Annotated in this window: 34 protein-coding genes; 19 read left to right on the top strand and 15 right to left on the bottom strand. The window is 64.2% G+C overall.

Translation table 11 applies throughout. The annotated features are described in order from the left end of the window. Nucleotides 1–226 precede the first annotated feature (226 nt). Complete coding sequence (locus J2805_RS07060) at nt 227–886, top strand: cyclodeaminase/cyclohydrolase family protein (RefSeq protein WP_309971294.1); 660 nt, start codon at nt 227–229, stop codon at nt 884–886. Nucleotides 887–916: 30 nt separating this feature from the next. Here J2805_RS07060 and J2805_RS07055 read toward each other — a convergent pair whose 3' ends face one another. Both J2805_RS07055 and J2805_RS07050 read right to left on the bottom strand, forming a co-directional pair. Further along, a complete protein-coding gene (locus tag J2805_RS07055) occupies nt 917–1,501 on the bottom strand; it encodes a 5-formyltetrahydrofolate cyclo-ligase (RefSeq protein ID WP_309971291.1) in 585 nt (194 codons plus the stop codon). A 9-nt stretch (nt 1,502–1,510) separates the two neighbouring features. After that, nucleotides 1,511–2,197, bottom strand: a complete 687-nt coding sequence (locus J2805_RS07050) for a DUF998 domain-containing protein (RefSeq protein ID WP_309971287.1) — start codon at nt 2,195–2,197, stop codon at nt 1,511–1,513. A 227-nt stretch (nt 2,198–2,424) separates the two neighbouring features. Between J2805_RS07050 and J2805_RS07045 the strand changes: the two genes are divergently transcribed. Beyond that, a complete protein-coding gene (locus J2805_RS07045) occupies nt 2,425–2,688 on the top strand; it encodes a GlsB/YeaQ/YmgE family stress response membrane protein (RefSeq protein WP_307046836.1) in 264 nt (87 codons plus the stop codon). Nucleotides 2,689–2,756: 68 nt separating this feature from the next. Here J2805_RS07045 and J2805_RS07040 read toward each other — a convergent pair whose 3' ends face one another. Continuing rightward, nucleotides 2,757–2,930 carry a hypothetical protein gene (locus J2805_RS07040; RefSeq protein ID WP_309971281.1) on the bottom strand — a complete coding sequence of 58 codons (174 nt, stop codon included), beginning with the start codon at nt 2,928–2,930 and terminating at the stop codon, nt 2,757–2,759. 191 nt (nt 2,931–3,121) lie between these two features. Between J2805_RS07040 and J2805_RS07035 the strand changes: the two genes are divergently transcribed. Next, entirely contained in the window at nt 3,122–3,445 is a 324-nt protein-coding gene (locus J2805_RS07035) for a hypothetical protein (RefSeq protein WP_309971278.1), read from the top strand. On the opposite strand, the gene J2805_RS07030 is transcribed toward J2805_RS07035, so the two are convergent. Continuing rightward, the gene (locus tag J2805_RS07030; RefSeq protein ID WP_309971275.1) at nt 3,433–4,758 is read right to left on the bottom strand and encodes a flavin monoamine oxidase family protein; all 1,326 of its coding nucleotides are present in this window, start codon (nt 4,756–4,758) and stop codon (nt 3,433–3,435) included. The two genes, J2805_RS07035 and J2805_RS07030, sit on opposite strands and share 13 nt — an antisense overlap. A gap of 36 nt (nt 4,759–4,794) precedes the next feature. Then, nucleotides 4,795–5,148 carry a cupin domain-containing protein gene (locus tag J2805_RS07025; RefSeq protein ID WP_309971272.1) on the bottom strand — a complete coding sequence of 118 codons (354 nt, stop codon included), beginning with the start codon at nt 5,146–5,148 and terminating at the stop codon, nt 4,795–4,797. A 120-nt stretch (nt 5,149–5,268) separates the two neighbouring features. On the opposite strand from J2805_RS07025, the gene J2805_RS07020 reads away from it, so the two are divergent. Together J2805_RS07020 and J2805_RS07015 are read left to right on the top strand one after the other, a co-directional pair. Continuing rightward, a complete protein-coding gene (locus J2805_RS07020; RefSeq protein ID WP_309971269.1) occupies nt 5,269–5,868 on the top strand; it encodes a TetR/AcrR family transcriptional regulator in 600 nt (199 codons plus the stop codon). Between the two features lie 119 nt (nt 5,869–5,987). Next, nucleotides 5,988–6,743, top strand: a complete 756-nt coding sequence (locus J2805_RS07015; RefSeq protein ID WP_396134261.1) for a lytic transglycosylase domain-containing protein — start codon at nt 5,988–5,990, stop codon at nt 6,741–6,743. 81 nt (nt 6,744–6,824) lie between these two features. Here the strand turns inward: J2805_RS07015 and J2805_RS07010 are convergent, their stop codons facing one another. Then, on the bottom strand, nt 6,825–6,977 hold the full coding sequence (locus J2805_RS07010) for a hypothetical protein (protein WP_309971263.1): 153 nt from the start codon (nt 6,975–6,977) through the stop codon (nt 6,825–6,827). A gap of 57 nt (nt 6,978–7,034) precedes the next feature. Between J2805_RS07010 and J2805_RS07005 the strand changes: the two genes are divergently transcribed. Next, complete coding sequence (locus J2805_RS07005) at nt 7,035–8,024, top strand: hypothetical protein (RefSeq protein ID WP_309971260.1); 990 nt, start codon at nt 7,035–7,037, stop codon at nt 8,022–8,024. On the opposite strand, the gene J2805_RS07000 is transcribed toward J2805_RS07005, so the two are convergent. Further along, nucleotides 8,000–8,539 (bottom strand): dihydrofolate reductase family protein, encoded by a 540-nt coding sequence (locus J2805_RS07000; RefSeq protein WP_309971257.1) that lies wholly within the window; start codon nt 8,537–8,539, stop codon nt 8,000–8,002. The two genes, J2805_RS07005 and J2805_RS07000, sit on opposite strands and share 25 nt — an antisense overlap. A 138-nt stretch (nt 8,540–8,677) precedes the next feature. Here J2805_RS07000 and J2805_RS06995 point away from each other — a divergent pair, with 138 nt between their 5' ends. After that, nucleotides 8,678–8,893, top strand: a complete 216-nt coding sequence (locus J2805_RS06995; protein ID WP_104174334.1) for a transcriptional regulator — start codon at nt 8,678–8,680, stop codon at nt 8,891–8,893. Between the two features lie 48 nt (nt 8,894–8,941). On the opposite strand, the gene J2805_RS06990 is transcribed toward J2805_RS06995, so the two are convergent. Together J2805_RS06990 and J2805_RS06985 are read right to left on the bottom strand one after the other, a co-directional pair. Next, entirely contained in the window at nt 8,942–9,544 is a 603-nt protein-coding gene (locus tag J2805_RS06990) for a hypothetical protein (RefSeq protein WP_309971253.1), read from the bottom strand. Beyond that, the gene (locus tag J2805_RS06985; protein ID WP_309971250.1) at nt 9,544–9,900 is read right to left on the bottom strand and encodes a PEP-utilizing enzyme; all 357 of its coding nucleotides are present in this window, start codon (nt 9,898–9,900) and stop codon (nt 9,544–9,546) included. The genes J2805_RS06990 and J2805_RS06985 overlap by 1 nt, the downstream gene beginning before the upstream one ends. Before the next feature lie 279 nt (nt 9,901–10,179). Between J2805_RS06985 and J2805_RS06980 the strand changes: the two genes are divergently transcribed. The 3 genes from J2805_RS06980 to J2805_RS06970 all read left to right on the top strand — a co-directional run bounded on the left by J2805_RS06980 (nt 10,180) and on the right by J2805_RS06970 (nt 12,948). Further along, nucleotides 10,180–11,115: an alpha/beta fold hydrolase gene (locus J2805_RS06980; protein ID WP_309971247.1), complete on the top strand. Its 936-nt coding sequence runs from the start codon at nt 10,180–10,182 to the stop codon at nt 11,113–11,115. Nucleotides 11,116–11,243: 128 nt separating this feature from the next. Continuing rightward, nucleotides 11,244–11,663 carry a YciI family protein gene (locus J2805_RS06975; RefSeq protein WP_214970804.1) on the top strand — a complete coding sequence of 140 codons (420 nt, stop codon included), beginning with the start codon at nt 11,244–11,246 and terminating at the stop codon, nt 11,661–11,663. 28 nt (nt 11,664–11,691) lie between these two features. Further along, nucleotides 11,692–12,948, top strand: coding sequence for an RNA polymerase sigma factor (locus J2805_RS06970; RefSeq protein WP_309971243.1), 1,257 nt, complete (start codon nt 11,692–11,694; stop codon nt 12,946–12,948). Between the two features lie 186 nt (nt 12,949–13,134). Here J2805_RS06970 and J2805_RS06965 read toward each other — a convergent pair whose 3' ends face one another. Then, on the bottom strand, nt 13,135–14,058 hold the full coding sequence (locus J2805_RS06965) for an AraC family transcriptional regulator (protein ID WP_309971239.1): 924 nt from the start codon (nt 14,056–14,058) through the stop codon (nt 13,135–13,137). Between the two features lie 277 nt (nt 14,059–14,335). Between J2805_RS06965 and J2805_RS06960 the strand changes: the two genes are divergently transcribed. The 5 genes from J2805_RS06960 to J2805_RS06940 all read left to right on the top strand — a co-directional run bounded on the left by J2805_RS06960 (nt 14,336) and on the right by J2805_RS06940 (nt 19,436). Beyond that, nucleotides 14,336–15,688: an ABC transporter substrate-binding protein gene (locus J2805_RS06960; RefSeq protein WP_309971237.1), complete on the top strand. Its 1,353-nt coding sequence runs from the start codon at nt 14,336–14,338 to the stop codon at nt 15,686–15,688. Between the two features lie 20 nt (nt 15,689–15,708). Next, nucleotides 15,709–16,677 carry a carbohydrate ABC transporter permease gene (locus J2805_RS06955; RefSeq protein ID WP_309971234.1) on the top strand — a complete coding sequence of 323 codons (969 nt, stop codon included), beginning with the start codon at nt 15,709–15,711 and terminating at the stop codon, nt 16,675–16,677. Next, nucleotides 16,674–17,591 (top strand): carbohydrate ABC transporter permease, encoded by a 918-nt coding sequence (locus tag J2805_RS06950; RefSeq protein WP_309971231.1) that lies wholly within the window; start codon nt 16,674–16,676, stop codon nt 17,589–17,591. Before J2805_RS06955 ends, J2805_RS06950 begins: the two co-directional genes overlap by 4 nt. A 40-nt stretch (nt 17,592–17,631) precedes the next feature. Then, nucleotides 17,632–18,693, top strand: a complete 1,062-nt coding sequence (locus J2805_RS06945; protein WP_309971228.1) for an NAD(P)-dependent alcohol dehydrogenase — start codon at nt 17,632–17,634, stop codon at nt 18,691–18,693. 227 nt (nt 18,694–18,920) lie between these two features. Beyond that, nucleotides 18,921–19,436: a flavin reductase family protein gene (locus tag J2805_RS06940; protein ID WP_309971225.1), complete on the top strand. Its 516-nt coding sequence runs from the start codon at nt 18,921–18,923 to the stop codon at nt 19,434–19,436. An 89-nt stretch (nt 19,437–19,525) separates the two neighbouring features. Here J2805_RS06940 and J2805_RS06935 read toward each other — a convergent pair whose 3' ends face one another. Further along, nucleotides 19,526–19,906 carry a DUF7793 family protein gene (locus J2805_RS06935; protein WP_309971223.1) on the bottom strand — a complete coding sequence of 127 codons (381 nt, stop codon included), beginning with the start codon at nt 19,904–19,906 and terminating at the stop codon, nt 19,526–19,528. A gap of 347 nt (nt 19,907–20,253) precedes the next feature. Between J2805_RS06935 and J2805_RS06930 the strand changes: the two genes are divergently transcribed. Further along, on the top strand, nt 20,254–20,448 hold the full coding sequence (locus tag J2805_RS06930; RefSeq protein ID WP_309971220.1) for a hypothetical protein: 195 nt from the start codon (nt 20,254–20,256) through the stop codon (nt 20,446–20,448). A gap of 64 nt (nt 20,449–20,512) precedes the next feature. Here J2805_RS06930 and J2805_RS06925 read toward each other — a convergent pair whose 3' ends face one another. Next, nucleotides 20,513–20,905 carry a hypothetical protein gene (locus J2805_RS06925; protein ID WP_309971218.1) on the bottom strand — a complete coding sequence of 131 codons (393 nt, stop codon included), beginning with the start codon at nt 20,903–20,905 and terminating at the stop codon, nt 20,513–20,515. Here J2805_RS06925 and J2805_RS06920 point away from each other — a divergent pair. The 3 genes from J2805_RS06920 to J2805_RS06910 all read left to right on the top strand — a co-directional run bounded on the left by J2805_RS06920 (nt 20,904) and on the right by J2805_RS06910 (nt 23,091). Continuing rightward, on the top strand, nt 20,904–21,062 hold the full coding sequence (locus tag J2805_RS06920) for a hypothetical protein (protein ID WP_309971215.1): 159 nt from the start codon (nt 20,904–20,906) through the stop codon (nt 21,060–21,062). The two genes, J2805_RS06925 and J2805_RS06920, sit on opposite strands and share 2 nt — an antisense overlap. Before the next feature lie 428 nt (nt 21,063–21,490). Then, nucleotides 21,491–22,102, top strand: coding sequence for an RNA polymerase sigma factor (locus J2805_RS06915; protein ID WP_309971213.1), 612 nt, complete (start codon nt 21,491–21,493; stop codon nt 22,100–22,102). Nucleotides 22,103–22,416: 314 nt separating this feature from the next. Next, nucleotides 22,417–23,091 carry a hypothetical protein gene (locus tag J2805_RS06910; RefSeq protein WP_309971210.1) on the top strand — a complete coding sequence of 225 codons (675 nt, stop codon included), beginning with the start codon at nt 22,417–22,419 and terminating at the stop codon, nt 23,089–23,091. A 640-nt stretch (nt 23,092–23,731) separates the two neighbouring features. Here the strand turns inward: J2805_RS06910 and J2805_RS06905 are convergent. The 3 genes from J2805_RS06905 to J2805_RS06895 are packed head-to-tail and all read right to left on the bottom strand — an operon-like array spanning nt 23,732 to nt 26,786. After that, complete coding sequence (locus J2805_RS06905) at nt 23,732–24,931, bottom strand: cytochrome P450 family protein (protein WP_309971207.1); 1,200 nt, start codon at nt 24,929–24,931, stop codon at nt 23,732–23,734. Then, nucleotides 24,928–25,605 (bottom strand): dethiobiotin synthase, encoded by a 678-nt coding sequence (gene bioD / locus J2805_RS06900; RefSeq protein WP_309971205.1) that lies wholly within the window; start codon nt 25,603–25,605, stop codon nt 24,928–24,930. Before bioD ends, J2805_RS06905 begins: the two co-directional genes overlap by 4 nt. After that, complete coding sequence (locus J2805_RS06895) at nt 25,602–26,786, bottom strand: 8-amino-7-oxononanoate synthase (RefSeq protein WP_396134260.1); 1,185 nt, start codon at nt 26,784–26,786, stop codon at nt 25,602–25,604. Before J2805_RS06895 ends, bioD begins: the two co-directional genes overlap by 4 nt. Nucleotides 26,787–26,790: the final 4 nt, after the last annotated feature.

Here is a 26,790-nt window from a genome sequence, read left to right as displayed (position 1 = left end):
CCCAATCAGAAATCGGTCTGCATTAGAACACTCCGATATAGCCCACGGAGAAGGCCCTCGTCCGGAAGTTTCTGAACGGGAGCCTGCTGCAGGTTTGGCTCAGTGGACTTATCCATGAGTGTTGCAACCACCCTTGGAATTCACCCCTGCGCCGCCCTCCTCTCCAGCGCACCGAAGCTCACCTGATCCGCGGACAGGAGGTCAAATTCGGAGCACACTTGATGTCATGGCTGATTCTGAAGCGGTTACCACCGGACACTCGACGGTTGAAGACTGGACGCGGGCTCTGGCAGAGTCCGTTGGTTCGCCAGGCGGCGGAGCCGGGACAGGAGTGATGCTTGCCATCGCCGCGTCCTTGACGTCGATGGTCGCCGGATACACAGAGGTTGAGGAGTACCAGCGTTCCGAGCTCGCCAGCATCCACGCACGGGCGCTTTCTCTCCGGGAAGCCGCCCTGCACCTGGCCGATGAGGATGCGTCAGCCTCCGAAGCCTTCGGGGCCGCATTCCGGCTGGCGCCGGGGCCCGAGCGCGAGGACGCGATACATCAGGCATCAGTAGAGGCTGCCAAGGCATCTGCCGTGCTCGGCGAGCGGGCCATCAACGCCATCGGCGACCTGGGATGGCTTGCTGCAAACGGCAACCCGGCGCTCGTTGCCGATGTCGTCGTCGCCTTCGGTGCCCTCAGGGCAGCGGTGACCGGGGCGCGAACCAACGTGAGTTTCGACCTCGCCGCGCTCACGTCCGCGGGCGCGACCCTCGAACAGGTCCGGGAACAGCATCCGGACCTGTGGGCAACGGTCGAGCGCCTGAGCGCCGCACTCGATCGAATCGACACACTGACTGCCGGCATCGATCACCGTGCCGCCCCGACGGAAACCGTCTGATCCCGCGAAAGTCCGTCCGCGCCAGGCTGATCAGAAGTGCCGCGTCTGACTAGGCGTGATGACCCCGTCCACTGGCCTGTCGTGTTTCTCGCTTGGGACCGATGGCAACAGCTCATCGTCATAGACCACCGCGAACACCGGAGGCTGTTCCTCCAACAACGCAAGAGCCCGGTCAAAGTACCCGCGCCCCCACCCCATCCTCATTCCGGAAGAGTCAACGGCGGCCGCGGGTATTAACAGCAGCTCAACGCTCCGGAACACACTGGCCGGCACAGCATCACCAACCATTTCAGAGATACCGAACAGGCCGGGCTGTTCGGCCCCACCACGGGCATGTACCCAGTCAAGGAGCCCCTCCGGCCTGCTCACCGGGACGAGGACGTCCACGCCGTGGGCCTGGGCCCAGCTCAGGAACGGCCGCCTGTTCGGTTCCTCGGCGCTGGACAAGTAGCAACCCACCAAGGTAGGGGAATGGTCGAGTACCAGGGCGACCAGGTTCTCCGTCAGGCCTGCTGTTGCGCTCTCGCGCTCGCTCACCGATCGGGCCCTGCGGCGGAGACGAATCTCGGCGCGCAAAATGCTCTTTGCATCCCTCACTGCAACGTCCGGCACCATTCCACGACACTAGCCGTAGTTCCCGTCGCCTGCACCTCCGCGGTGGCGTCGCAGGCGGGCTGCGACTGCAAAGATCCAGGCCATGAACGTGACCAGGATGATCCGCTGCACCAGCCCTTTCCACTCGAAAAGTCCGCTCCCGTTCTGTTGGCTCAATCTGAGCAGGGCAACCCCGAGGGCGAGGACGACGCCGCTGGCCAGTGTCCATCCGGCCAAGGGCCGCCAGGCCGGGTCACGGCGGAAGCGCCGGTAGAACACGAAGCAACTGATCGGGGCGAACGTGAAGACAAGGGCACCGAAGATGCCGTGCACGATGCCCGGGGCACTGCGTTGGTCGAACATAGCTGACGGATCGGTGGTGAATGGTCCGGACGCCATCAGGCAGAGCCCAATGCCCTGTATCAGGGCAGGGCCGGCCCGGGACGCTGCGCCGCTGCTGAAGTGCCGGGCGAGCGCAACGCCTAACACCAGCAACAAGGCGCCGGTCAGGACAAAGTTGAGTATTTGCACCCAGCCGTTAGGTCCCAAAGACAGCTCGCTGACGAACATTCGCGTCGGCGAATAACCGGGGGACAGCCATCCGAAAATGGTGAAGACGGACACGAAGAGGACAGCGCCCGCCATCCCCGCCTCTGCGTACAGTTGGACGCGCCGTTGCTCGCCTGGTTCCGGGCCGGTGCCAGACCTCGCGTTCATAAGGTGAAGCCTAGTGCGGTCGGGGTGGCCCGGATTTTAGCTCATAATCTGACGCGGATCAGGCAGATGCGTACCGCAGGCCCGTGCTGTAGGTAGTGAGGCACATTCGCGGGTGGTGGCCACTCGTGACAGGCCGTCTGCCGGTACATAAACTTGGCCCACCGGCACCCGGGCAGGGATTCTGCCCCGCGCCGGCAGTACGATCGGCCATTGGAAGGAAGTGTGTCATGGGATTTCTCGGATTTCTCCTGCTCGGCTTAATTGCGGGAGCTATCGCAAAGGCCATTCTTCCCGGAAGGCAGGGCGGCGGCTGGCTGCTCACGTTGGTTCTGGGTGTTGTGGGAGCAGTTCTTGGCGGGTGGATTGGTTCGCTGATTTTCGGCGGCGGCCTCGGTGATTTCTTCGACCTCCGGACCTGGCTGCTGTCCATTCTCGGCGCCGTCATCGTGCTTCTCATCTTCGGCGCCGTCACGCGCAGAAGCCGCGTCTGACCGCCGCAGCGGCACCTGAAGACTTGATCCTGGCAACGGAGCATCCGCCGGAGAGGTAAGTGGCCCCCTTAGCTGCCTGTTTCCTCAGGATGCTCGCGTGCCCGCTTCTCCTCCGGCGTTGCCCCCGGGGCATCAGGCGCAAAGTCCGGATCAATCACGGGCGAGAAGGCATCCGGGGAAAGCTCTCCAGGATGTTCCGTGTCATCGGGCGTAGGATCATTGCCCTTCTGCGTGTCATTCATGTGCCCACCGTAAGTCTGCGAAACAGCGGTGTCCATCATCGCTGTCCTAAACAGTGGCGACTCCACAAGCCCGGACCGGCTCGGGGAGTCGCCACACTTTTTGCCTTTGTTCTATCGTCCGCTTGGCGTCAGGAGTAATCTGGACGGAATTCAGCTTCAGGAAGCAACGCAGGAAGGCGGTAAAGGCTGGCATGAGCCTCAAGGACGAGTGGGACCGGCTCGATTCCGAGACAAGGACGTGGCTTCTCGAAAATCCAGGATGCCTGATCGTGCCCCGCGCCATGTCGGCCAAAATCAGCAAGGACGCACACGGTGAACTTGCGTGTGACCCGCACGGGCAGATCGTACTTTCGCGCGCTGACCACGACTTTATCCGGGAGAAAGCCGAGGCCGCCGGAACAATCCGTGTCCCCGCTGCTACCGAATACCAGTTCTTCGACACAGCACCATTGCCTGTTACAAAGAAAACGTCCTCCGGCAGGCACACAGCCGCTTCGCCGGATCAGGCTCTGTAGAGGCTGCAGGTCACGGCCGTGTCTTGGATGCGGCGCGCCGCTTCGAGGCCGCTTTCGATGGCCCCGTCGATGAATCCGCCCCAGCCGTTGGCGTAGTCAGCTCCCGCAATCACCAGGCGGCCCTGTCGTTTCTGGAAGTCGGCGAGGGATTCCGTGAGATACCCGGGCCGGTGCATCGGCCAGGTCTCCCCGGAGAAGGGATCGGCCGTCCAGTCGTGGCTGGCAACGTCCAGGACTTCAGCATCCGGCAGGAGCAGGTCAAGGGCGGCCTGAACCTGCCTGAGGTCGGTGGTGTCCAGCTTGTCGGAGTGCGGGCCAAACGCGACCAGGATGGTGTCTCCGTCCTGGTCGTACTCCTTCTGGGCGAAATTGAGCGGCCAGTCGGCGGACCCCAGGGCTACAAACGGCTGCAGTGCGCCCGTGACCTTGATCCAGGCTTTGATGCCTTTGGAAACCTGACCGTTGGCAACGGCCTTTCTGCTGGAATCCGGCAGCGGCGGTTCGAAGGTGATTCCGGGCAGGGCGCCGAGGGGCAGGGTACAGATCACATGATTCCCCCGATGCATTGAGCCGTCCGCTGCCCTGACGGATATGCCCGAGTGGTCCTGCTCGACGGCAAGGACCGTGGTGTTCAGCCGGACATCCGTGCCGGCCGCAATAGCGTTGATCAGCGCGCCTGTCCCTCCCTGGATCTTGAAGGTGGCGCATGCTTCGAAGCTGACCCTCCAGTCGCCGTTGGTCAGTGCCACCCAGCGGAGGGCCTGGGTGAAGGCTGCATCGTCGATGGGGCCGTTGAAGTTCAGGGACCAGAAGGACGCCAGGATGTCCTTCAAATAGTCGCTCACCGGCAGTTCTGCGATTTTTTTGGGCAGCGGCGTGGCGTCAACATCGGTGATCTCCGGGTTCGCGAACGGCGTGAAGGGCTCCGGAAAGTACCGTCGTGAGTCCTTCACGAGTTCGCGGTTGGACGCATCGATGTCGTTCAGGAGCCGCTCCGGGTCTCCCTGGTGGCGCTTGCCGTCTGCCCACCAGTAGGCCGTTTCGGGGACAGGGCTCTGAACCGTCCCGATACCGTAGCGCTTCATTTCGGCCCATACGTGGGGCTGGGTCCAGTGCACCCAGGTGCCCCCCATCTCCAGCGGGCGCCCCAACCGGGTGTCCAGCCAGGTTCGTCCGCCAACCCGGTCCCGGGCTTCGAGAACGATCACGGTCCGGCCCGCCTGGCGCAGCTCACGGGCCGCGGTAAGACCGGCAAAGCCGGCGCCGATGACGACGACGTCAGCGGGTGCGGTGGGGGAGTTCGGTTCAGTCATGACAAAGCCTTCCTGGTGGTGTTTGGGGAACCGGAATCAGGAGTAGACGAAGAATTCGGTGGTGGTTTCCACGACGGTCCACCGGGTTCGGGTGCCTTTGTTGAACGACGCGGCCGAGCCCGGTTTCAGGTCGAACGTGTCGCCGTCAACGACATCGATGTGCAGGTGCCCCTCGATGATGTGGATGGTTTCATCCGCCTCGATGACCAGGTCGAACGGTTCCGGTGCCTCCTCGAGCGTGACGTGCCAGAAGCCGGCGGAGAGAGCCGGGCGGTTTCCGTCACCTGGACGCCGCAACCATTGGACCCGCCCCACGATGAACGGCTCGTACTTATCCGGAGCGAAGGCGTCGTGCACGGTGAATTCGATGGCGTTCGTTGATGCGGTCATGCCTGCTCCTGAGAGAGAAAGATGGAATTCAGCAAACGCTGAGTTGTGTGACGCATCACATCTAAGCATCCGCTTAGTCGAACCGTCAATACCCGGCTGCGGGCGGCTAGACTCGCTGCTATGAATGGGTATTCGCACGCCGGGTACGGCACCGGCCGGGAAGCGCTGCTGGCCGCAACAGTGCATGTCGTTGCGCAGAGAGGCCTGCGCGGGCTCACATATCGCGCCGTGGCGGAGCTGGCCGGCGTCAACAACACCTTGGTCGCGCACCACTTCGGTACCCGCGATGCCCTGATCGAGGCAGCGTTGGAGTGGTCGGTCAACCAATCCATTGGCCAGTCCGGGCTTGAATCCCTGCCCTCCACGGAGGATGAATTCTGCCGCAGCATCCTGGAGCTCATTCGCGAGAATCCGGACATCCAGACCTTCCAGTACGAGATGATCCTCGAAGCGAGGAGGCGCCCGGAACTGGCAGGGGCAGTTCGCCGTCTCTATGAAAGCTATATCGCCGCGCTGTCCAAGGGGCTTCGCAACCTGGGATCCAGCAGCGACTACGCGGTGGCCCAGGCGACTTTCGCCGCGCTGGACGGCCTCGTGCTCCAACTCATCGCGGGCACGGACCCGGATAATGTCGAACGTGCCATTCGTTATCTGTGGTGGTCACTCGCAAAACCGGTAGAGCAGGGCTCTCCGGCAGTTCTTCCGGCCAGCTCCTCCTGAACGCCGGCACCCATCAGCGGCACAAGTGTTAGCGGTACCTGGGGAGTGTTGCAATGGTGAACCGAGCGGGCAGAAGCAAGAATCATGCAGGCGGCAAGGGCGATAGGCAGCGCCAGTCCGTGCTGCGCCTGAGGCGCCTGGCAGTATTTTGCGTCGTCGCCGTCTGTGTCATAACCGGGCTCCTCTTTTGGGCCCGCCATCCGTCAGGCGCGATGGCCCTTTGGGATCAGTCCCCGCCGCCGCAGTCAGGAGCAAAGCTCTCGGCGCTTTCCAGCATCAGCACACCTGCCGTGAACATCACGAAGGGCTCGATCGACGCAGAATGGCTGGCGCGCTCTGCGGCGCAGACCGGCATACCTGCGAGGGCGCTCCAGGCTTACGCGGCAGCGGCTGAACTGGCCAACGCCGCCGCGCCGTCGTGCCGGATCGGCTGGAATACGGTGGCGGCCATCGGCTTCGTCGAGTCAGCGCACGGGAGTCACGGAGGCGGAAGCCTGACGTCCACCGGGCAATCGAACCAGCCGATTATCGGGCCCAGCCTCAACGGCGACAGTTTCGCGGCCATCCCCGACACTGATGCCGGCGCCCTTGACGGTGACGCTCTCTGGGACCACGCCGTCGGACCAATGCAGTTCATCCCCTCGACCTGGCAACTGGCGGGGCTCGACGGAAACGGGGACGGAGCGGCCGACCCGCTGAACATCGACGACGCCGCACTTAGTGCTGCATCGTACCTGTGCGCCGGCGGCCGCGATCTCACTACTGCCCGGGGCTGGACGGACGCGGTACTTTCCTACAACCAGTCCGAGTCCTATGTGCGCCAGGTGCGGGACCGGGCCACCGCCTACGACGCCCAGTCCAGCCCGGCCCGCTAGCGTTTGCGCGCGGCTTGCCACATTCCCGGACGGGACCGAACCAGGCGAGCTACGAGGCGGAGCATCTGCGCAGGCTGCGCCTCATACGCCGCCGCCGCCCTTCTGGTTGCCGAGGCCGACCTTGACCAGGTTGAAGCCCGTGGCAGCCGCGAAGACATGGCCGAAACCGTGGTCATCGGCACCGTGTTGGGCGACGCCCTGTTCTCCGGACTTCGCCGTGCCGCGCAGGAGCATGTCTCTACCCTGCGTTATCCCGTTCCTATCGCCCACACACCCACCCGGGAGTGAAAAGTGCCCACGAGCGCAACCACGTCGTTTCTTTCCGTTCAAACCCGCTGGCACCATCCACTGCTCTGGCTCAGCCTCGGCATGGCAGCCGCGACCCTCATGACCCTGGCCGGACTGATCTTCGACCCCCGGATGCTGGACGGGGCGCCGCTCTGGGCCAAGCCCTTCAAATTCTCCATCTCTATCCTGATCTACGCGGTGACGCTGTCCTGGCTGCTGGGCCAGCTGCCACGCTGGCGGCGGCTGTCCTGGTGGGCCGGTACGGTAACCGCAGTCTTCCTCGCAGTGGAAATAGTCATTATTGGGGGAGCGGCGGCGGCGGGTAGCACGAGCCATTTCAACGTCTCGACGCCCCTTGCAGCGGGCCTCTGGTCGGTGATGGCCGCTTCGATCGTCATCGTTTGGCTTGCTGCCTTGCTCGTGGCGCTGCTGCTCTTCAGGGCTCCGCTCGGTGACTCCGCGCGTTCCCTGGCGATCCGCGGAGGGCTGATCATCGCTTTGATCGGGATGGCTCTGGCGTTCCTGATGACGGGTCCCACGGCGGACCAGCTCAACAGCTTCCAGGGCGTCGCAGGCGCCCACACTGTGGGCCGTCCCGACGGCGGTCCAGGCCTTCCGCTGCTGGGCTGGAGCACCGAGGCCGGCGACCTTCGCGTGCCCCACTTCGTGGGCATGCACGCCCTCCAGCTCATCCCGCTCGCGGCCCTGTTCCTGGAAGCGGGCGCCCGGAGGATTCCGCTGTTGCGGGCCGCCAGGACGCGCCTGGGACTTATCCGGATTCTCGTCGCATCTTATCTGGGAGCCCTGGCGCTGCTCACGATGCAAGCCCTGGCCGGGCAGCCGGTGGTGCGCCCTGACGCTACTGTCATCGCATGGGGGGTGACGCTCCTCGCAGCGGCGGGCATCGCCGTCGTCGTCCTCATCAGCGGCGGGCAGCAGCAGGCTGCGAAGGAAGCCCCCGAAGGCGTTCAGCCGGGCCGGTTCAGCCCGTAGTTCAGCAGCACAATGCCAGACGGGTAGGAGCGGCACTCCAGGAGTTCAAGCTTCGTCCATCGGCTGATCCTGCCAAAGAAGGGCACGCCGCCTCCGAGGATGACGGGCACGACGGCGACGCCGAGTTCATCCAGCAGGCCCAACTCGATGAATTCAGTGACCAGCTGGCCTCCTCCAAAGACGCAAATATCCTTGTTGGCAGGGATGGATGACTTGATCCGGGCAACAAGATCACCCGGATCGCCGGAAAAGAGCCGGGCCTGCCCCGAAGCGGCAAGCGTTTCATCATGGGTCACGACGTAGGTCGGAACCGACGGGCTCCCGCCGCCGCCCATTCCCGCGACTTCACGGTAGGTGTTGGCCCCCATGACGAAGGCGCCGGTCCTGAGCTCGGTCGCCGCAAAGCCATAGTCTTCGTCCTTCGCCATGGCATTGTTCAGCCACGCCAAGTCTCCGCTCTCTGAACGGATGAATCCGTCCAGGCTGACAGCCATCCCGCCGAAAACGGTGCTCATGTACGCAGACGCTATCCACCCCCCGCTGCCACGGTCAAGATCGGATTCATCCAATTGGCCAGCGGAAGCAACGGTTGACGTCCGCAGCTGTCGTCAACGTATGTTGACGACTGGCGAAACGTCAACTAATGTTGACGCATGGAGGTGGAGCGGATGAAAACGCTGGTGGCATCGATGGACGGGAAAGGGCCCGCTGAGGCCCTATATGCGGTAGCGGAACTGCAGAAGGAAGTCGGCCGCACCGAAGCTTCGCTGGTCCGGAAGGCTCGGCAGGCGGGACTGTCCTGGGAAGCGATCGCGCTGTGCCTTGGGGTCAGCAAGCAGGCCGTCCACCGCAAATACGGAAAGCAGTAACGTCTCCATCAAGGCTGAATCAACAGCAACCGAGCAGCCGGTGGCTGCTCATCTCTGGAGGCCGAGAGTGGCGATGAGGTCTTCGTGCAGCTCGAACCAGATGCGGTGGAAAGAATCTCGGTCCGTGGCGGTGAGCCAGGCAGGTTCCGTGGCAGCATTCGCGAGGGCCAGCTCGAGGCGCTTTGCGTAGCCGCCGAACCGCGGGACCACCGCTGTCAGGCGGGCTTCCAGGCCGCGCACGGACGAAAGCGCCTGAGCCAAGGTGTGCCGCGCCTGTTCATCAATCCCGTCTGGCCGATGACCGTCGGCGAGGCTTTGCAGCTGGATCCTGCTGCAGGCGGCGACAACAGCCGTGTTCAGGGACACAAAGTCCGAGTGCACGCGGGAGACCGCTGTACGGCCGCCCGCACTCTTCAGCTCCGCAGCCAGGAGCCGTTCGTTTTCGGCCCTTCCGGCGACCGTCAGGGACCAGCCCCGGCTACCCGCGAACGCGGAACGTAACGCCCACCCGTTGGCACCAGCGTCGATCAGGAAACGTTCGGCGTCGTCCGGATCCTGTCCGAACCGTTCGGCAATGGAACCAGTGTCCGCGAATCCGAGCAGCCTCACGGCGTGGAGGGTGAGCAGCATGGACCCCTGCTGCGAGCTCATCACGAGCCAGTTCCGGAACTCGCCGGATTCTCGCGGACGGTGCCGTACGTTCCGTCCACCACCAGCATCATTCCGGGGGTGATGCGGGTCAGGGCGTCGGTTACGCCCAGAACGGCCGGAATGCCGTACTCGCGGGCAACGATGGCGGCGTGCGAGAGCATTCCTCCTGTTTCCGTGATGATTGCCGAGGCCACCGCGAAAAGCGGTGTCCAGGCCGGATCAGTGGTACGGCAGACCAGAACCTCTCCCGGCTTCACATCGGAGAACTGGTCAATGTTGTGAACGGTTCGCGCAGGGCCGGATGCAGTACCTGGGCTGACTCCCGTTCCAGTGAGGATGTCACCTGGGGTATGCATTTCGTCCTTTACTGTCCGGGTTCGGAGCGCAGTTCCCTGTCCGATGCCAGCGACATCGCCGTTGTGCGCACTGAACCCCATGCTAGCCCGCTCTGCCCGGCAATTCGCGGCGGTGGCGCCCATTGACTCGGGCGATCACTCGGGGGCAGGATGCACTCCAACGGCGCCCACAACTTTAATGACTCCGGCACCGAAAGGATCATCATGCGCCTGTTTTCCCGAAGGCGCGCCGGGCAGCCATCAGATCGCGGCTCTGGCGCCCGGAAGAAGCCCCGCCGTTTGCTGCGCGTCGCTGGTATTGCGGCACTCATTGCACTCGGCCTGACGCTGGCCTCGACGGCCATCAACCTGCTCCTGGAGCGGGCGGAAAAATCCAGCATCAGCGCCTACGGTGAACGGGTCGCCGTCAGCAGCGGCTCCCTCAACGTGTACCGCAACGGGCATTCCGGCCAGCCGATTGTTTTGCTCAGCGGTTTGGGGACACCGGCGCCGGCCCTTGACTTCGCTCCCTTGATCCGTGAACTCAGTGGCTTCGACGTCATTGTTGTGGAGGGCTTTGGGTACGGGTACAGCGACATGGCAGCCGGTGAACGGACGAACACGAATATCAGCACGGAACTCCACGAGGTGCTGACCAAACTTCACGTGAGCCGACCTTACGTCCTGGCGGGACACTCCATCGCCGGCTTCTACACCCTCGACTATGCAAACCGGTACCCTGCCGAAGTGTCTGCTGTGATCGGAATCGACGCGACCATACCGAAAGCCACGGGCGAACCTGTTGAGGACCCGCAGCCTGGCATCAACTGGGAACGTGCGCTCTCTGTCACAGGACTGGTCCGCACAGTGGCATGGCTGGCACCGGGTCTGGTCAATCCGGAGGGCGACGCCTTCACGCCTGACGAACTGGAACGCATGCGCCTGATGGCGAGCTGGAATTACGGCAACCCTGCCGTAGCCGACGAAACAGCCCGAATAGCAAACAATGCAGCCTCCCTCAGGGGCGTCGCCTACCCTGATGGCCTGCCGGTTCTGGCCTTCATCGCAGATGACAAATCAGATAGGACCTCAGCCAGGAAAGCGGCGGCACAGGAACTGCTAAAGAACGTCCGGCGCCACGAAATCGTCACGCTCGACGGCGGACATTACCTGCATTGGACCCAGTCCAAACGCATGGCGGAAATCATCACATCGTTCCTCTCCGCACCTCGATAATTCACACCCGGCAAAGCACCTTGGCCACTTGGGAAATAGTTTCGGGGTCCGTGTCGATTTGCCCTCGCGCTGTTCGACCTGTGGGTGAGAAGGTCGAAGGGCGACCTTCCAAAACCTAGGAGATTGAAATGGCAAAGTACATGCTGATCATGCGCGGAACCGACGAGTCGTACGCCAACCTTGAGAAGGCCGACTTCAACGAAATGCTCGAGACCATGGGGAAGTTCAATGATGAACTCATCCGCGCCGGTGTCCTGCTGGCAGCCGAGGGCCTGGACGATCCGAAGGAGGGCGTCGTAGTGGACTTCACCGGCGAAACCCCCGTGGTCACCGACGGCCCCTACGGCGAAACCAAGGAGCTGTTCGGCGGCTACTACATCCTGGATGTGGCATCGAAGCAGGAAGCAATTGAGTGGGCCAAGCGGGCACCCATGACGGCTGGAACCAAAACGGAAATCCGCCGGGTACCCTCAATCGATGAGTTCCCGCAGGACAACGAATGGATCCAGAAGGAACGGGCCTGGCGCGAGCAGGCCGGACAGCTCTGAACCTGGACCTGGCAACCCTGAATCTGTAGTGTCAGCGCACCAGGCAAGGGCCGCCGTCGAAGCGGTGTGGCGCATTGAGTCCGCACGCATCGTCGGCGCCCTTGCCCGCTATACGGGCGACTTCCCGCTGGCCGAGGACCTCGCCCAGGAAGCGCTGGCCGAAGCACTGGTCTCCTGGTCGGTGAACGGCGTCCCCGACGAACCGGTGGGGTGGCTGCTGACCACCGGCCGGCGTCGTGCGATCGATACCTTTCGGCGCCGTGCCGCCCGGGATGACAAGTACGCGATGCTCGCCCGGGACCTGTCTGAAGAGGAACCGGGCGCGGACTCCCTCTTCGATCCCGAAGCGATCGACGACGACGTGCTGGCCCTGATGTTCATCTCCTGCCATCCGGTGCTGTCCAAGGAAGCGAGGATTGCACTGACCCTGCGCGTCGTGGGCGGCATGGGCACCGACGAGATCGCCAAGGCGTTCCTGGTCCCGGTGCCCACCATCCAGGCACGCATCACCCGGGCGAAGAAGACACTGGCCGCAGCCCACGTTCCCTTCGCCGTCCCTGAACCGCACGAGAGACCGGAAAGGCTGGGTTCGGTCCTCCAGGTGGTCTACCTGATTTTCACGGAAGGCTCGTTCGCGTCCGGCGGTGAGTCCTGGATGCGAACGGACCTGGCCGGCGAAGCACGTCGCCTGGCCCGTGTAATGGTGCGGCTGGCCCCGGAACCTGAAGTATTTGGCCTGCTGGCCCTCATGGAACTCACGGCCGCGCGTTTCCCGGCGAGGCTCGATTCGGCCGGCCGGGCGGTTCTGCTTGAAGACCAGGACCGACGGCGGTGGGACCAGTCCGCGATCCGGCGCGGTCGTGCGGCGCTGGCGACGGCGGTGGCAGCGGGCCGGGGACTGGGAGCCTACGGACTGCAGGCGTCCATCGCTGAATGCCATGCGGTGGCCCGCTCGGTGGGGGAAACGGACTGGCAACGGATCGTGATCCTGTACGAGGCACTCGGGCGATTGACGCCGTCGCCCATCATCGAATTGAACCGTGCTGTGGCGGTGGCCATGGCCTCGGGCCCGGCCGCCGGGCTGAACCTGGTGGACGCGCTGGCGTCCCGGGGCGAACTGGAAAGTTCGCACCTGCTGCCGGCCGTCAGGGGCGAGATACTGACCAGGCTTGGCCGGCGTGAAGAAGCGAAGTCCGCGCTTCAACAGGCAGTCCGCCTGTGCACGAATGCGGCCGAACGGGCAGCACTGGAACGCAAAATCGACGATCTTCAGAGGCAGGCGTAGGGTCTTCCTAGGGAGGCAGGACGGCTCCTGTCATCCCGTCGGTGCGGGCCTGAAACGGCAGAGAACAACCTGGGTCAGTGCGCTGGCCGTGTTGGGCGCATGGCTCCACAGGAGCAATACCAATGATTCAGGTGGCCCGCACTCGCCCGATTCCGGACCGTGCGAAATCGGAGCGCTTCCTGGAGGTCAGGTCCGGGCCCGGTGGCGGTAGTTCCGGGGGGTTTCGCCGGTGTCGTTGAGGAAGTGCCGGTTGAAGTTGGACAGGTTCGAGAAGCCGACTTCATAGCAGATGTCGGAAATGGCTTTGTCGCTGCTTTCGAGGAGGCGCCGGGCGTGGGCCAGGCGGAGTTTGCGGACCAGGTCGCTGAAGTTCTGGCCCGTGGCCCGCTTGAAGTACTTCGAGAAGGTGGGTTCGGGCATTCCCACCAGGGCTGCGGCTTCGGACATCTTGACGGTGCCGGCGTGGTTGGTGAACACGTACTCCAGGACGATGTCCACCACAGCCGCAGCCTGGCTGTCCAGCTGCGGCCGGAACCATTCTTCGGCCAGTAGGCGCCGTTCTTCCTGCGGCGCCCTCGCGAGGACGCCGAAGAGTTCGAACATGTGCTGTAGGCGCTCCAGGCCCGTGGAGGTCCCCATTGCCTCGATGCACGCCGCCGCCCTCACGGCTGAACGGCCCAGGAATTCGATACCGCGTGCCGACTGTTCCAGCAGGGGCTTAACCTCGGCCATCTCGGGGACAAGGGCTGCGGCCTGCTCGACCCATCTGCCGTCGAACTGGATGACGGCGTCCCGGTTCTTCAGTACTTCTCCGGGTTCAAGGTCGCTGACCCAGTCGTGGGGGAGGCCCGATCCAACGATGGACACGTGGCCGGCCTCAAAAGTGCCGATGTGGTCGCCGACGATGAATTTCCCGGTGCCCTTCCGGATGAGGTGGATCTCGTACTCGGGATGGTAGTTCCACCGTGCCACCGGGCTGGGGTAGTCGTGTTGGTTCCACCGAACTGAGTGGTTGGGGTCAGGCGGGATGACTTCCCGGTTCGCGCGCATCCCCAGCAGTCTTTCGGCCAGTCTGGCGGTTGCTCCGCCGATGGGGTCCGCGGCAGTCATGGTGGTTCTCTCCGGATCGGGTGTTTATGAAATCTGGACAGCGTCTGAGGCGCTTACCCCAGAATAGCGCCTGCCGCAGGGAACGTCTGCGGAAAATAAGTATCAGAAATCGGCAACCACGGCGCTAGTTGTGACCTATGCCTCCCGCCTAATCTTGAGGAACATCAACGAGCAACACCGGGAATTCCCGGTCACTTGCCTCACCCCGGTCCGGCACTTCGACGCAGCAGTCGAAATCCTGTGACCGTGCACCCCCTGAAGAACAAAGGAGTCCTTAATGCGCCCAAAAATGCGTGCTGCGACCCTGGCCGCCGGCGCCCTGTGCGTCGCGCTGAGTGCCTCGGCCTGCGCTGGTGCTGGCGGAGGCAATTCCGCCGGAGACCCGAACAGCATCAATGTCCTGATGGTGAACAATCCCCAGATGGAGGACCTGCAGCGGCTCACCGCGGATAACTTCACTAAAGAAACCGGCATCCGGGTCAACTACACGATCCTGCCCGAGAACGATGTCCGGGCCAAGATCAGCCAGGAGTTCTCCAGCCAGGCAGGCCAGTACGACGTGGCGTCGCTGTCCAACTACGAGATCCCGTTCTATTCCGCCAACGGCTGGCTCGCGCCGCTGGACAATGTGGCCCAGGCGCCCGGATTTGACCAGGACGACATCCTGCCGGCCTACACGGCGTCCCTCACCGGCGAGGACGGCAAGCTTTACGGCGAACCGTTCTACGGCGAATCCTCCTTCCTGATGTACCGGAAGGACATTCTGGAGGCCAAAGGCCTGACCATGCCGGAGAAGCCCACTTGGGATGAGGTCGCGGCCATAGCAGCGCAAGTCGACGGCGCAACCCCGGGAATGAAGGGCATCTGCCTGCGCGGCCAGCCAGGCTGGGGCCAGGTCTTCGCGCCGCTGACCACCGTAGTGAATACGTTCGGCGGGACCTGGTTCGATAAGGACTGGAACGCCCAGGTGAACTCCCCGGAGTTCACCGCAGCAGTCGAGTTCTACACCCAGCTGGTCCGCGAGCACGGCGAAGCAGGCGCCGCCCAGGCCGGCTTCACCGAGTGCCTGAACAACATGAGCCAAAGCAAAGTGGCCATGTGGTACGACGCAACATCCGCCGCCGGTGCACTGGAAGCCGAAGCGTCACCTGTGAAGGGGAAGGTCGGTTACGCCCAGGCCCCGGTAAAGGAAACGAAGTCCTCCGGCTGGCTGTGGACCTGGTCCTGGGCTGTGCAGGCGGCATCAAAGAAGCAGGATGCCGCCGGGAAGTTCATCGCCTGGGCCAGTTCGAGCGAATACGAAGAACTGGTCGCCTCCGAGCTGGGCTGGGCGAAGGTTCCGTCCGGCAAGCGCATCTCCACTTACGAGAATGCCGAGTTCCAGAAGGCGGCTCCGTTCTTCGAGGCCGAACGGTTCGCCATCGAGAACGCCGACCCGAAGAACCCGGGCGCGCAGGAACGTCCCGCCGTCGGCATCCAGTTTGTGGGCATTCCCGAGTTCGCTGCCCTGGGCACCAACGTCTCCCGGGGGGTCAGCTCCGCCATCGCGGGCCAGGGCACCGTGGCCGATGCGCTGGCCAAGGGCCAAGCAGCCGCCCAAAAAGTTGCCGATAAGTACAAGCAGCCCTAACCGAAACGCAGGAGAACATCATGACTACCGCAACGGCGCGCATCTCCCGCCCGGGACACACCGCAGCCAAACCTTCACGAGACGCCAAATCGCGGGAACGCGCCCTGGCCTGGGCACGGCGAGCACCGCTGCTGCCTGCCCTGGTCTTCCTCATCCTGGTCACCCAGCTTCCGTTCGTGGTGACGCTGATCATCTCGTTCATGAACTGGAACAGCCTCAGCCCAGACAAGACCGCGTTCGCCGGCCTGGAAAACTACGCCACGGTCCTCACGGACCCTGACCTACGCCAAGCGATCTTCACCACCATCCTCCTCACCGTCTCCGTGGTGCTGATCAGCCTGCTCATCGGACTCGGCCTGGCCCTGCTGCTGGACAAGAAGTTCATCGGCCGCGGACTGGCACGGACCCTGCTGATCGCCCCGTTCCTGGTGGTTCCCGTGGCGGCGGCCCTGATCTGGAAGCATGCCCTGCTCAACCCCACCTACGGGCTGATCAACGGCATCCTGACCTGGGTCTGGTCCCTCTTCGGCGGCGCCGCAGCACCCCAGCTGGACCTGCTCTCGCAGGCACCCATGATGGCTGTGATCCTCTCCCTGGTGTGGCAGTGGACCCCGTTTATGATGCTCATCCTGCTGGCCGGCCTGCAGTCCCGCCCTATGGACACCGTGGAAGCTGCCCAAATGGACGGCGCCACACCCTGGGGGATCTTCCGCCACCTGACCATCCCGCACCTGCGCCAGTACCTGGAGCTCGGCGGCCTGCTCGGCGCGATCTACATCGTGCAGAACTTCGACGCTGTCTTCACCCTCACTGCAGGCGGATTGGGCACGGCCAACCTGCCCTACGCCATCTACCAGACGTTCTACTTCGCCAACGAATACGGCCTGGCGTCCGCCGCCGGCGTCGTGGTGGTCATCGGCACCATCATCGTGGCGACCTTCGCACTCCGCACCGTCTTTTCACTCTTCAAGAAGGAGGCAGCACGATGAGCACCCTCACCCCCGCTGCACCGCAGAGCACACCTCCGGGCCCTACCGCACTGAACACCGGTGGCCGCAAACGCCGCAAGACCCGTATGGACCCCACCCGCAATAACACCGCCGCCGGCATCGCGGCCTGGCTGCTCGCTCTGCTGTTCGCCGTTCCGGTCCTGTGGATGATCCTCACGTCGTTCCACTCCGAGACCGATGCGGCAACGAACCCGCCGTCCATCGCCGCGAACCTGACCCTGGACGCGTACCGGGAGTTCTTTGGTGAAACCTCCGGCGTCAGCCCGTGGCCGTCACTGATCAACTCCGCCACCGCGTCGATCCTGTCCACGGTCCTGGTGTTGCTTCTGGCCTTCCCGGCCGCGTATGCCCTGTCCATCCGGCCGGTGAAGAAGTGGACCGACGTGATGTTCTTCTTCCTCTCCACCAAGATGATGCCGGTGGTGGCGGCGATCCTGCCGCTGTACCTCTTCGCCAGGACGGTCGGGGCCCTCGACAACATCTGGTTCCTGATCCTGATGTACACGTCCATGAACCTTCCCATCGCGGTCTGGATGATGCGGTCATTCCTCGCAGAAGTACCGGTCGAAATGCTGGAAGCCGCCCAGATCGACGGCGCCAACCTCCTCCTCACCCTCCGCAGGATCATCGCCCCCGTGGCCATGCCTGGCATCGCCGCGACCGCCCTGATCTGCTTCATCTTCAGCTGGAACGAACTGCTACTGGCCCGGGTCCTCACCGGCGTGGTGGCAGGTACCGCCCCCGTCTTCCTGACGGGCTTCGTGTCAGGCCAGGGCCTCTTCCTCGCCAAGGTGTGCGCGGCCGCCGTCGTGATTTCCCTCCCGGTGCTGTTCGCCGGTTTCGCAGCCCAGGACAAGCTCGTCCAGGGCCTCTCACTCGGCGCCGTCAAGTAGCCGGCCCCACCACTTCCGATCTCATAAAAGGACTACACCAATGACAACATCGACCGCCCAGTCCGCGGCCCTCGGACAGCCGGAGCTGCCAACCACCATGCGCGCCTCCATCCTGAAACGCCAGGGCGACATGGCCATGGAAACTCTGCCCCTGCCGCAGCTCGACGCCGACCAGGTCCTGGTCCAGGTTGCCGCCGTCGGCGTCTGCGGCAGCGACGTCCACTATTACGAGCACGGCCGGATCGGCGACTACGTGGTGGACCACCCGCTGATCCTGGGCCACGAACTCTCCGGCCGGATCGCCGCCGTCGGAGGCGCCGTGGACCCTGCCCGCATCGGCAACCGGGTCGCCGTCGAACCCCAGCGCCCGTGCCGCACCTGCAAGCAGTGCAAAGCAGGCCGCTACAACCTGTGCCCGGACATCGAGTTCTACGCCACCCCGCCGATCGACGGCGCGTTCGCGGAATACGTGACCATCCAGAGCGACTTCGCGTTCGACATCCCGGACAGCGTCAGCGACGAGGCGGCTGCGCTCATCGAACCGCTCTCGGTCGGTCTCTGGGCCTGCGAGCGGGCGGAGATCAGGCCCGGCAGCCGGGTCCTGATCGCCGGAGCCGGTCCGATCGGCATCATCGCCGCCCAGGCCGCCCGCGCGTTCGGCGCCACCGAAATCTACATCAGCGACATCGCCGAGGACCGGCTGGCTTTTGCGCTGGAGCACGGGGCGACCCACGCGCTCAACGCCAGGACGGACAGTTTGGAAGGGCTCGACGTCGATGCGTTCATCGACGCTTCCGGCGCGCCACAGGCGGTACGTTCCGGCATCAAAGCCGTGGGACCGGCCGGAAAGGTCATCCTGGTCGGGTTGGGAGCGGACGACGTCGAACTCCCCGTTTCATACATCCAGAACCGTGAGATCTGGCTTTCGGGCGTGTTCCGCTACACCAACACCTGGCCCCTCGCCATCCAGCTGATCGCGGACGGCAAAGTGGACCTGGACGTCCTGGTCACCGGCAAGTTTGCACTCGCCGACTCCGACGACGCACTCAAAGCCGGCAAGCAGCCCGGCCAGCTCAAAGCCGTGGTCTACCCGGGCCGCTGAAGCACGTCACTGACGCCGGCCGGCACTAATACCACGCCGGCCGGCACCGGGAGGCAGCGACCGAAAAGATGGACAAGGGGTGGGTGGTCCCGCGGCGGACGTGATTCTTACGCCATGCTTCGGAGGGTGAACCCGTGTTTCCCCCCGCGTCCGTTCGTTTCAGCCGCGGTTGGGAACCGGTAAGCAGGGTGATTGATTGGGGTGGACAAGCTTCGAAAGGACCTGCCATGACGGAACATTCTGATCTCACACCGCGCCGACTCCGCACCATCCTGGGCCATTTCGCGACCGGCCTGACGGTGATCACCGCCGCCACAAAGGACGGCCCGGCCGGCTTCACGTGCCAGTCCTTCTCGTCCTTGTCACTGGAACCGGCACTGGTGACGTTCAGCCCGGCACGGTCCTCGACTACGTGGCCCCTGCTGCGGGAAGCGGGACGGTTCACCGTGAACATCCTGCCGGCTGAACACCAGCACCTGGCGGGTCAGTTCGCCCGTTCGGGCACCAACAAGTTCGCCGGTGTCGACCATTCGCCATCGCCGCTGGGAAACCCGGTGCTGGACCAGGCCCTGGCCTGGGTGGATTGCGAACTGCACTCGGAATACGACGGCGGCGACCACACTATTGTGGTGGGGGCTGTCCGCGCGCTGAGCGCACGCAGTGACGCGGAACCGCTGCTGTTTTTCAAGGGCGACTACTTTGGCGTTCAGTCCCGGGCCGGTGCGCTGGAGAGCGTGGCATAACGATGGTGAAGGAATGATCGGGACACTCATCCGGAGGATTGAAACGCCTCCTCCGGTGAAAGCCCTCCGCCCTCACACAACGATCCAGATTAGGGAAGCGGAGTACCGAGAAGCCAGGTCATGGCCTCATCGCGGGAGGTGAAAAACCGGGTGGGACACGGGAGGGTCCGCCGGGCCATAGCGAAGTTGGCAATAACACGATTCACCGGGTTTGAACCAAGCAGGGCAATTCGCGAAGCGGCGCACCGGGTACTGAAAACGGACTTGGCCTGACGAGTCACCATTTGGGTGTTCGTTATGTCGATCAACATCGGATACTCGGCATCGCCGGCAACCTCATTGACCTTGGCCATCGCAGCATGTACATCCTCGGCCACCAGAACAGTGGCCGGCTTCCACACAAGGTGGAGAACTCCCTCGGCACCGAGTTCCACCGTGCCCTTGCCGCCGTCAACAGTAATTGGTTTCATGTTTTGCTCCCCCCAGCATCTTGTGGAACTAAGAGTAACCACGTCCTTGGGAGTGCGGTAGCCTAAACGCTGCACTCATGCCCGTTCCACCCTCCTAAGAGAGGCGCTTGGTTCAGGCCGTGCAGCCGACCTGATCCGTTCGGCGCCCAAAACAGGCCTCCGTCCGCCCCGCCGGCAGAGCACTAGCACCACCGATCCCCGTGGCGGGGCGTCCCCAACCGCATCTGCCCCGTAGAGTAGAAGCTCGTCGAGCTTGGGGGAGCTGTGGAAGTACAAACGCGTCCGGTCATCGAAAGCGGCCCCAATATCGGGGGCATGCCGGATAAATCCGACAGCCGGTGCAACCAGTGAACGAAACCACGAACCTCAGCTCCGCCCTGACTTACGCCGGCACGCTCGGTGTGGCAGCACTGATGTTCCTCAGCCAACTCCTCGCCTTCACCGCGCTGCTGGTCCTGGCCGGAACAGTCAGCCTCTTCACCATCGCAGCCCGGACAGTCGGCAGACTTTCCAGCGGCCCTCGCGACGCGACTCGCCAGTAGGCGCAGGCTTCGAGGGTGATCCCACGGCTCCGCGGCAGTCACTCAAGGCATGCAGGCGAGGTCGTCAGCGCCCAGCGGGGAGCTGGTAGATCGCCACGTGGATCTTTCCCGAGTCTTTCGGCGGGATGACTACCCGGAATGCCGGCCCCCGTCCGGAGTCTGTGTCCTTGGAACACAGGGTGGAACCTGGCTCAATCCCGACGCCGCGCAGCACCTTCGCGTCCTGGGCAACGATCTCCGCATTGGGGGCCACCATCGAACCCGCCGACACACAGATGGACTTCATCTCCTCAGTGTCGGCCGTGAAACTCGTCAGGGAAGCACCGGTAAAAGGATCAAGCGGAGTCTGGTCCACCGCAAGGCCGTCGGCACTCGCCGGAAGGCTTAGGTCCAGCGGTGCAAAAAGCGAAGCCGCCAGGCTGCTTGCGTCGCCGGGGGCAGGGGAATCCATGGTCATGTCAGGTCCTGTCGTCGTCGTGCCGGAGGCTTCCAAACGCGTGTCTGCCGGTGTCGTGCCTCCCGGCCGCGCAACATCGGGAGTGGCGCATCCGGCCAGCAAGATGCCGGTCACGGCCAAGGCCGCCGTCGCCATTCCTTTGCGCGCCATCACTTGACACGTCCGGAGCTGTGGTGAGCTGAAGATTCGCCTGTCATGTTGTAATTCTGCGCGATGCCTACTTCGTTAAGGCACCCAAGCTGCTTGTTCGGCGCTGCTGTACCTGGTGCACGGGTTCGAAGGCAGGAACGCCGCACACGATTCCTGGGGCGGGGTGCTACTGATCGAGCCAGGGCTTGAGCTGATGGCTGCTGCGGGGGTAGTGGGATAGACGAGCCGGCGGCTCCTGGCGTGGGTGTTGCATTTCCCGGTCCGTCCGCTGTTCTGTCTCCGCATGAGGTTCAGGAATCCCGAGTAAGCGTCCCGCTCGACCTTCCTGAGATGGGCACGGGAAGGCGTTTGGTCGAAACGATCCCAAGTTTTTGACCTCGCTGAATTTTCTTCTCAAATCATGGAACCGGCAGGGGCGACCGGACACTATGAGGTATGGGCGAGGAATTGGGTGTCTCGGACGAGGTGTTGTGGCATCGGGTGGTCAACGGAGACGGTGATGCGTTCGGGGTGCTTTTCGACCGGCACTATGACAGGGTCTGGCGGCACGCCCTCAGAGTCCTAGGAGTTGCCCATGTCGCGGAGGACGTCGTCGCTGTGGTCTTTTATGAGGCATGGCGGAGACGGGCCAATGTCCGCATGGTCAATGAGTCCATACTTCCGTGGCTATTGATCACCGCCAACAACACGTTGCGCAATCATGTGCGCCAGCAGCGCCGCTACAGACATTTCCTCACTCAGCTCCCACCACCCGAACACTCAGCCGATATCGCCGAAGACATCGCCCAGGCTGATGAATCCCAGCTCCGGGCCTCTGCACTCAAGGAAGCATTCGCTCAGCTCAGACCCCCGGAACGGGACGTTCTCACGCTGTGCATCCTGGAGGGAATGGGAGCAAAGGAGGCTGGTGCTGCATTAGGTATCGCCGACGGAACGGTGAAGTCCCGACTCCACCGCGCCAAATCCAGACTCGGAACCTTGTACAACCAGGTCATGCATGAAGAAGAACCTGACGCCCGAACCACTCTCGGTTGGAGAACATCATGAGCACACGCCAGTTCCAAACTGACCGGCGGGAGGCTTTGCGAAAGCAGCTCGTCGAGCTGCCAACGCTGGCCGGCGCCGAAGATCCGGTCCGTTATAGGCCTGGGAAAACAACGACTCTCGGCCACCGGAACCAAAATTCCCGCTTGCCGGTCAAAAACAACCCGGCGCCTCGTCCCAGAATCGCCAGGCGTGTCTTGCTTGGAGCCGCCGCGGCGGTTGTCGGCACTCTTGCCGTAGGACAGATCAGCGTTACTGCCCAAACCGCCCATGCGGCTGGAGTCCTCCGGGCCACGGCGGAGCAGACAATGACGTTTGTGGATCCGGTAGCAAAGCCGGGGGAATATTTGCTCGTCCACACGCACGCCAACTGGAGTGTCACCGGAGTGGACGCATCCGGGAACATCAGCACACGGATGAATGCTCAAACTATCGACGTCTACGTCCCCGGGAACGGGGACGAGGATTGGGTGCTCGATCGTGACTGGGGAGACGCGGGCCCTGCACCCATGGATAACGGGGTAATCCGGGCCAAAAATGGACATTTTTACGGGGGTCCCTGGAGCCCGCTTGATGCCGAGCAGCTCGCCGCCCTGCCGCGGGACGGGCAGGCTTTATACGACCACTTCAACGCCCAGTATCAGGGCGGCTCCGCCTCCCGGGACGAGGACAATTTCGTCCGAATCACCGACCTTCTCAGACTGGGACTCGTCCCCGCTGACCTCCGCGCCGGGCTCTACGAGGCCTTGGCCCTGATACCGGGAGTGACCGCCAGCGAACAAGCGAACTTCGACGGCAAGGTGGGCATAGCGATCGGCCGCACGGAGCCTCTTCGTGCAGGACAAAGGGCAGAGATGATCATTGACCCGGACACCGGTCTGGTCATCGGCGAACGAACAATCATGACGGTGGCAGCCTTCGGCTTCGGCTCCAACGACGTTGTCGGCCACACCGCTATTGACTACCGAATTGTGGATGAAGCACCTCAATGAAACGAATGCCGATTCCGTCTCGCTAAGGTTGGGCCGTGGGTCGTACCGCCAGGTTGGCAATCAGTAGTTGTCTTCCTGCCACCCTTTGCTGGTCATTGTCTTTGTGGAGATCGAGCGGGGTATGGCTGCGTGCTCCGTCCCGAGCCACATGAATATCCGGTCGCGATGCTCACAGACAATCCCGCTTGCACCGTCCGCTAGTAACACCCACCCGAGGACCGGGACTCCATCGACGTTCACTCTGTGAGCCGTGCCTTGGACCAAACTGATTGATCTGATGGTTTGGGCGAGACCGGAGAGCAACCTGGCTCTGACAAACTCAGTCAACTCATTGGCTAGGACTGTAATGAGAAACGCAGCATGGTGAGGACCGGGCCGATCAGGCTTGAACGTAGCCAGGCATTCGGGGGCGTCGGCTCCGGCGCCCGGTCCTGATTCGATGGCAAAGCGCGCGATGACCGTTTCACCACCCGTTGCTCGCCGTACGGGTGTGGATACGCCGCCAGAATTGAGTCCCTTTGTATCCGTGTGGACTGCAAACGGGCCGAATGCCGCGAGTTCCGTCCAAATACGATCACGCAGCGAGGAGTGCGGCGGCCCTGATGGGTCCTTGCGCTCATACATCGATCCACCCATGGCTTCATTCTCCATGGCTTCCAGTCACCGTGATTGTCCTCGGGGCCTGGAAGGACAGGAGACGGATCCATTCGGGCTTGTGGTCCCGCAGTTGGATGCCGGGCAGCGCTGCCGCGGTTTCCTGGATGGTGACAGCAGCCTCCAGTTCCGCTAGCTTGGCCCCGAGGCACCGGTGAATGCCGGAGCCGAACACCAGGCCATAGGCGTTGGACTGGCCCGGCCCCGACGGCGACGTGACGTGGTTGCCGCTGAGTTCCAGGAGGATCTCGGCCCCGGCGGGGATCAGACCGTCAGCAAGGTTCGTGTCGTGGGCGGCCACCCGGCGCCAGGTGGGGACGGATGATTCCGTGGAAAGCACGTGCCTGACCATGGCCTCGGCGCCCGCATCGGACGCCGCGTCCATCCAGCCCACCGGCGCGGATCCCTCAAGTAACCGGAACAGGGTGGTACTGATCAGCTGGCTGGTTGTTTCCTGTCCTGCGATCAGCAGGAAATACCCCAGCGAGCACAACTCAGGCGTGGACAGGCCGTGTTCGGCCAGCGATTTGAACAGATTGCGTCCGGGTGCCTGCAGGGATTCCGCGACGAGGTTCCGCAGCCAGACGTAGAATTCGGCGGCATTGCAGGCCAACTCGAGTTGCCGGTCCTTGCCCGGCCAGCCCCAGAACAGCTCCATGGAGTCGAGGCCCCACCGCTTGAGGTCCGCGAGGTCCCGAACGGGCAGCCCGAGGAGTTCGAGCATCACCACCGCCGGGGGAAACGCCGCGACCGTCTGCACCAGTTCCACATGGCCGCATGCTCCGAGCCGGTCCGCCGCCTTCCGTGCTGCCTCGCGGGCCAGTTCCCGGATCCGCGGCTCCATCGCGGCAACGGTGGCAGGCGTGAAAAAACCCGCCACCACCTTGCGGATCCCGGCGTGAGTTTCCGTGTCATTGCTGGCCAGCACCGGAGGCAACTCAAAGCCCACGCGCTGGAGCACGCGGAGGGCGCGCCCTTCCAGCGGAGTAACAGCGACGAGGGCATTCGCGGGGCTGAAGTCGGCAGGCCGGTGCAGCACGTCCCGGACCGCGTCCGGATGGCGCACCACGAGGTACGGGCAGCGGGCGCCGTCGGCGCCGCCAATCGGTCCCGTGTTCCCAGCCTGTCCCGGCTCTCCCGGCAAAAGCGTCTCCGCGGAGCCCGCTGCGGCCATCGCCGGGTTCATGCCGGCAGCCCGTTCAGCCAGGCAACCGCCGCGGCACGGAAATCTTCCGGGGACAGTCCCGAGGCCTGCTCGGGAAGGGCGCCGAGCAACGGCACCGGCAGCGATCCGAGCACCTGCCGGTTGCTGTGGTGCACGAAGCCCGGGCTGACAGGCCAGCTGCCAAGCACGACGCCAAGCACCGGAAGGCCCCGTGCAGCCAGCGCTTCAAGGGTCAGGGCGGTGTGGTTCAGGGTGCCGAGGGCCGGCCGGGCCACGAGCACAAATGCCCCCGCAAGGAGCGATCCGAGGCCTGCCAGCGTGCCGCCGTCGGAATCCAGTTCCACCAAAAGGCCGCCTGCGCCCTCCACCAAAACATGGTCGTGCGACGCGGCCAGCTCACGGACTCTCGCAGCATGCGCAGCAACCGGAGGGAGCGGCGTGCCGTCGACGGCGGCAGCGGCGACGGGCGCCAGCGGCTGCTGCAGAACGACACCCGTTTCTGCCGTCACGGCACCGGCCAGCCTGACAACTTCGGTTGCATCGGAATCGCCGTCAGCGGCTCCCGACTGGCACGGTTTGTACACCGCGACACGGCGCCCCGTTCCGTGCAGGACGGCCGCGAGGGCCGCCGTCGTGATGGTCTTGCCGACGCCGGTGTCCGTTCCGGTGACCAGGATGATGCCGGGCAGGTTCATGGAAGTTCCTCCAAAATGCCGCGCAGCACTGCGCAGCTGTCTTCGATTTCCTCGGGGGTAAGGGTGGCGCGGGCAGTGAGCCGCAACCGGGAAATTCCGTCCGGAACGGACGGCGGACGGAAGCAGCCGATCCGGACGCCAGCCGTGCGCGCGGCCCTCGCTGCCGCCAGGGCTGATTCGGCGGAGGGCATGGCGATGGACTGCACAGCTCCCGATGCTTGCTCGACGCGCGGGTGGACGGCCGGCGGGTCGCCGGAGGCGCCGCGGCCTGCAAGGGCGGGGGCGAGACCGGTAGCCAGCGCAGCTGCGTTGTTCCTGACGGCTCCGGCACGCCACGGCTCGTCCCGGATGATCCGCACCGCGGCGAGGGCCGCAGCGGCGGAGGCGGGGGCCAGGCCGGTGTCGAAGATGAAGCTGCGGGCCCTGTTGACGAGGTGTTCCCGCAGCAGGGCGGAGCCCAGGACCGCTCCGCCCTGGCTGCCCAGGGCCTTGGACAGCGTCGCAGTCACGATAACGTTCGGATGCCCGGCGAGGGCTGTCCCGGCCACCGAGCCGTGGCCGTGGAAGGTACCGTAGCCCGTGACCCCGAGGCTGTGGGCCTCATCGATGAGCAGCACGGCGTCGTGCTGCTCGGCCAGGGCCAGCAGCCCGGCGAGCGGGGCTTCGTCACCCAGGACGCTGTAGACGGATTCGACGGCGATCAGCGCGCGCGGCTCCGGGCGGTCAGCGAGCAGGCGGCCGGCTTCCTCCACGCCGTTGTGGGTAAACGATTCGGTGCGTGAGCGGCTGAGCCGGAAGCCGTCGATCATCGAGGCGTGGCAGTGTTCATCCGCGACGATCAGGGTCCCCGGGCCGCCCAACGCTGTGATGACACCGATGTTGGCGAGGTAGCCGGAGGAGAACACCAGCGCCGACTCCATCCCGGCCAGCATGGCCAGTTCCTGCTCCAGGTCCAGGTGCAGCCGGGTGGTGCCGGCCACCAGGCGCGAGGACGTGGCGCCGGCTCCCCACACGGATGCGGCCGCCGCCGCTGCCCCGGCAACCCGGGGGTCCGCCGCGAGCCCCAGATAGTCGTTGCTGGCCAGGTCGATGAAATGTTCGTCCGCGGCGCGGGGGACCGGGCGGCGGACCAGGCCGCGGCGGTCCCGGACTGCGGCCTGCCGCTCGAGCCACTGTGTCATGGAG

Source organism: Arthrobacter oryzae (assembly GCF_031454875.1).
GTDB lineage: Bacteria > Actinomycetota > Actinomycetes > Actinomycetales > Micrococcaceae > Arthrobacter > Arthrobacter oryzae_D.
Note: the sequence above shows the minus strand (reverse complement) of the source record. Positions and strands in the feature narration are given on the sequence as shown.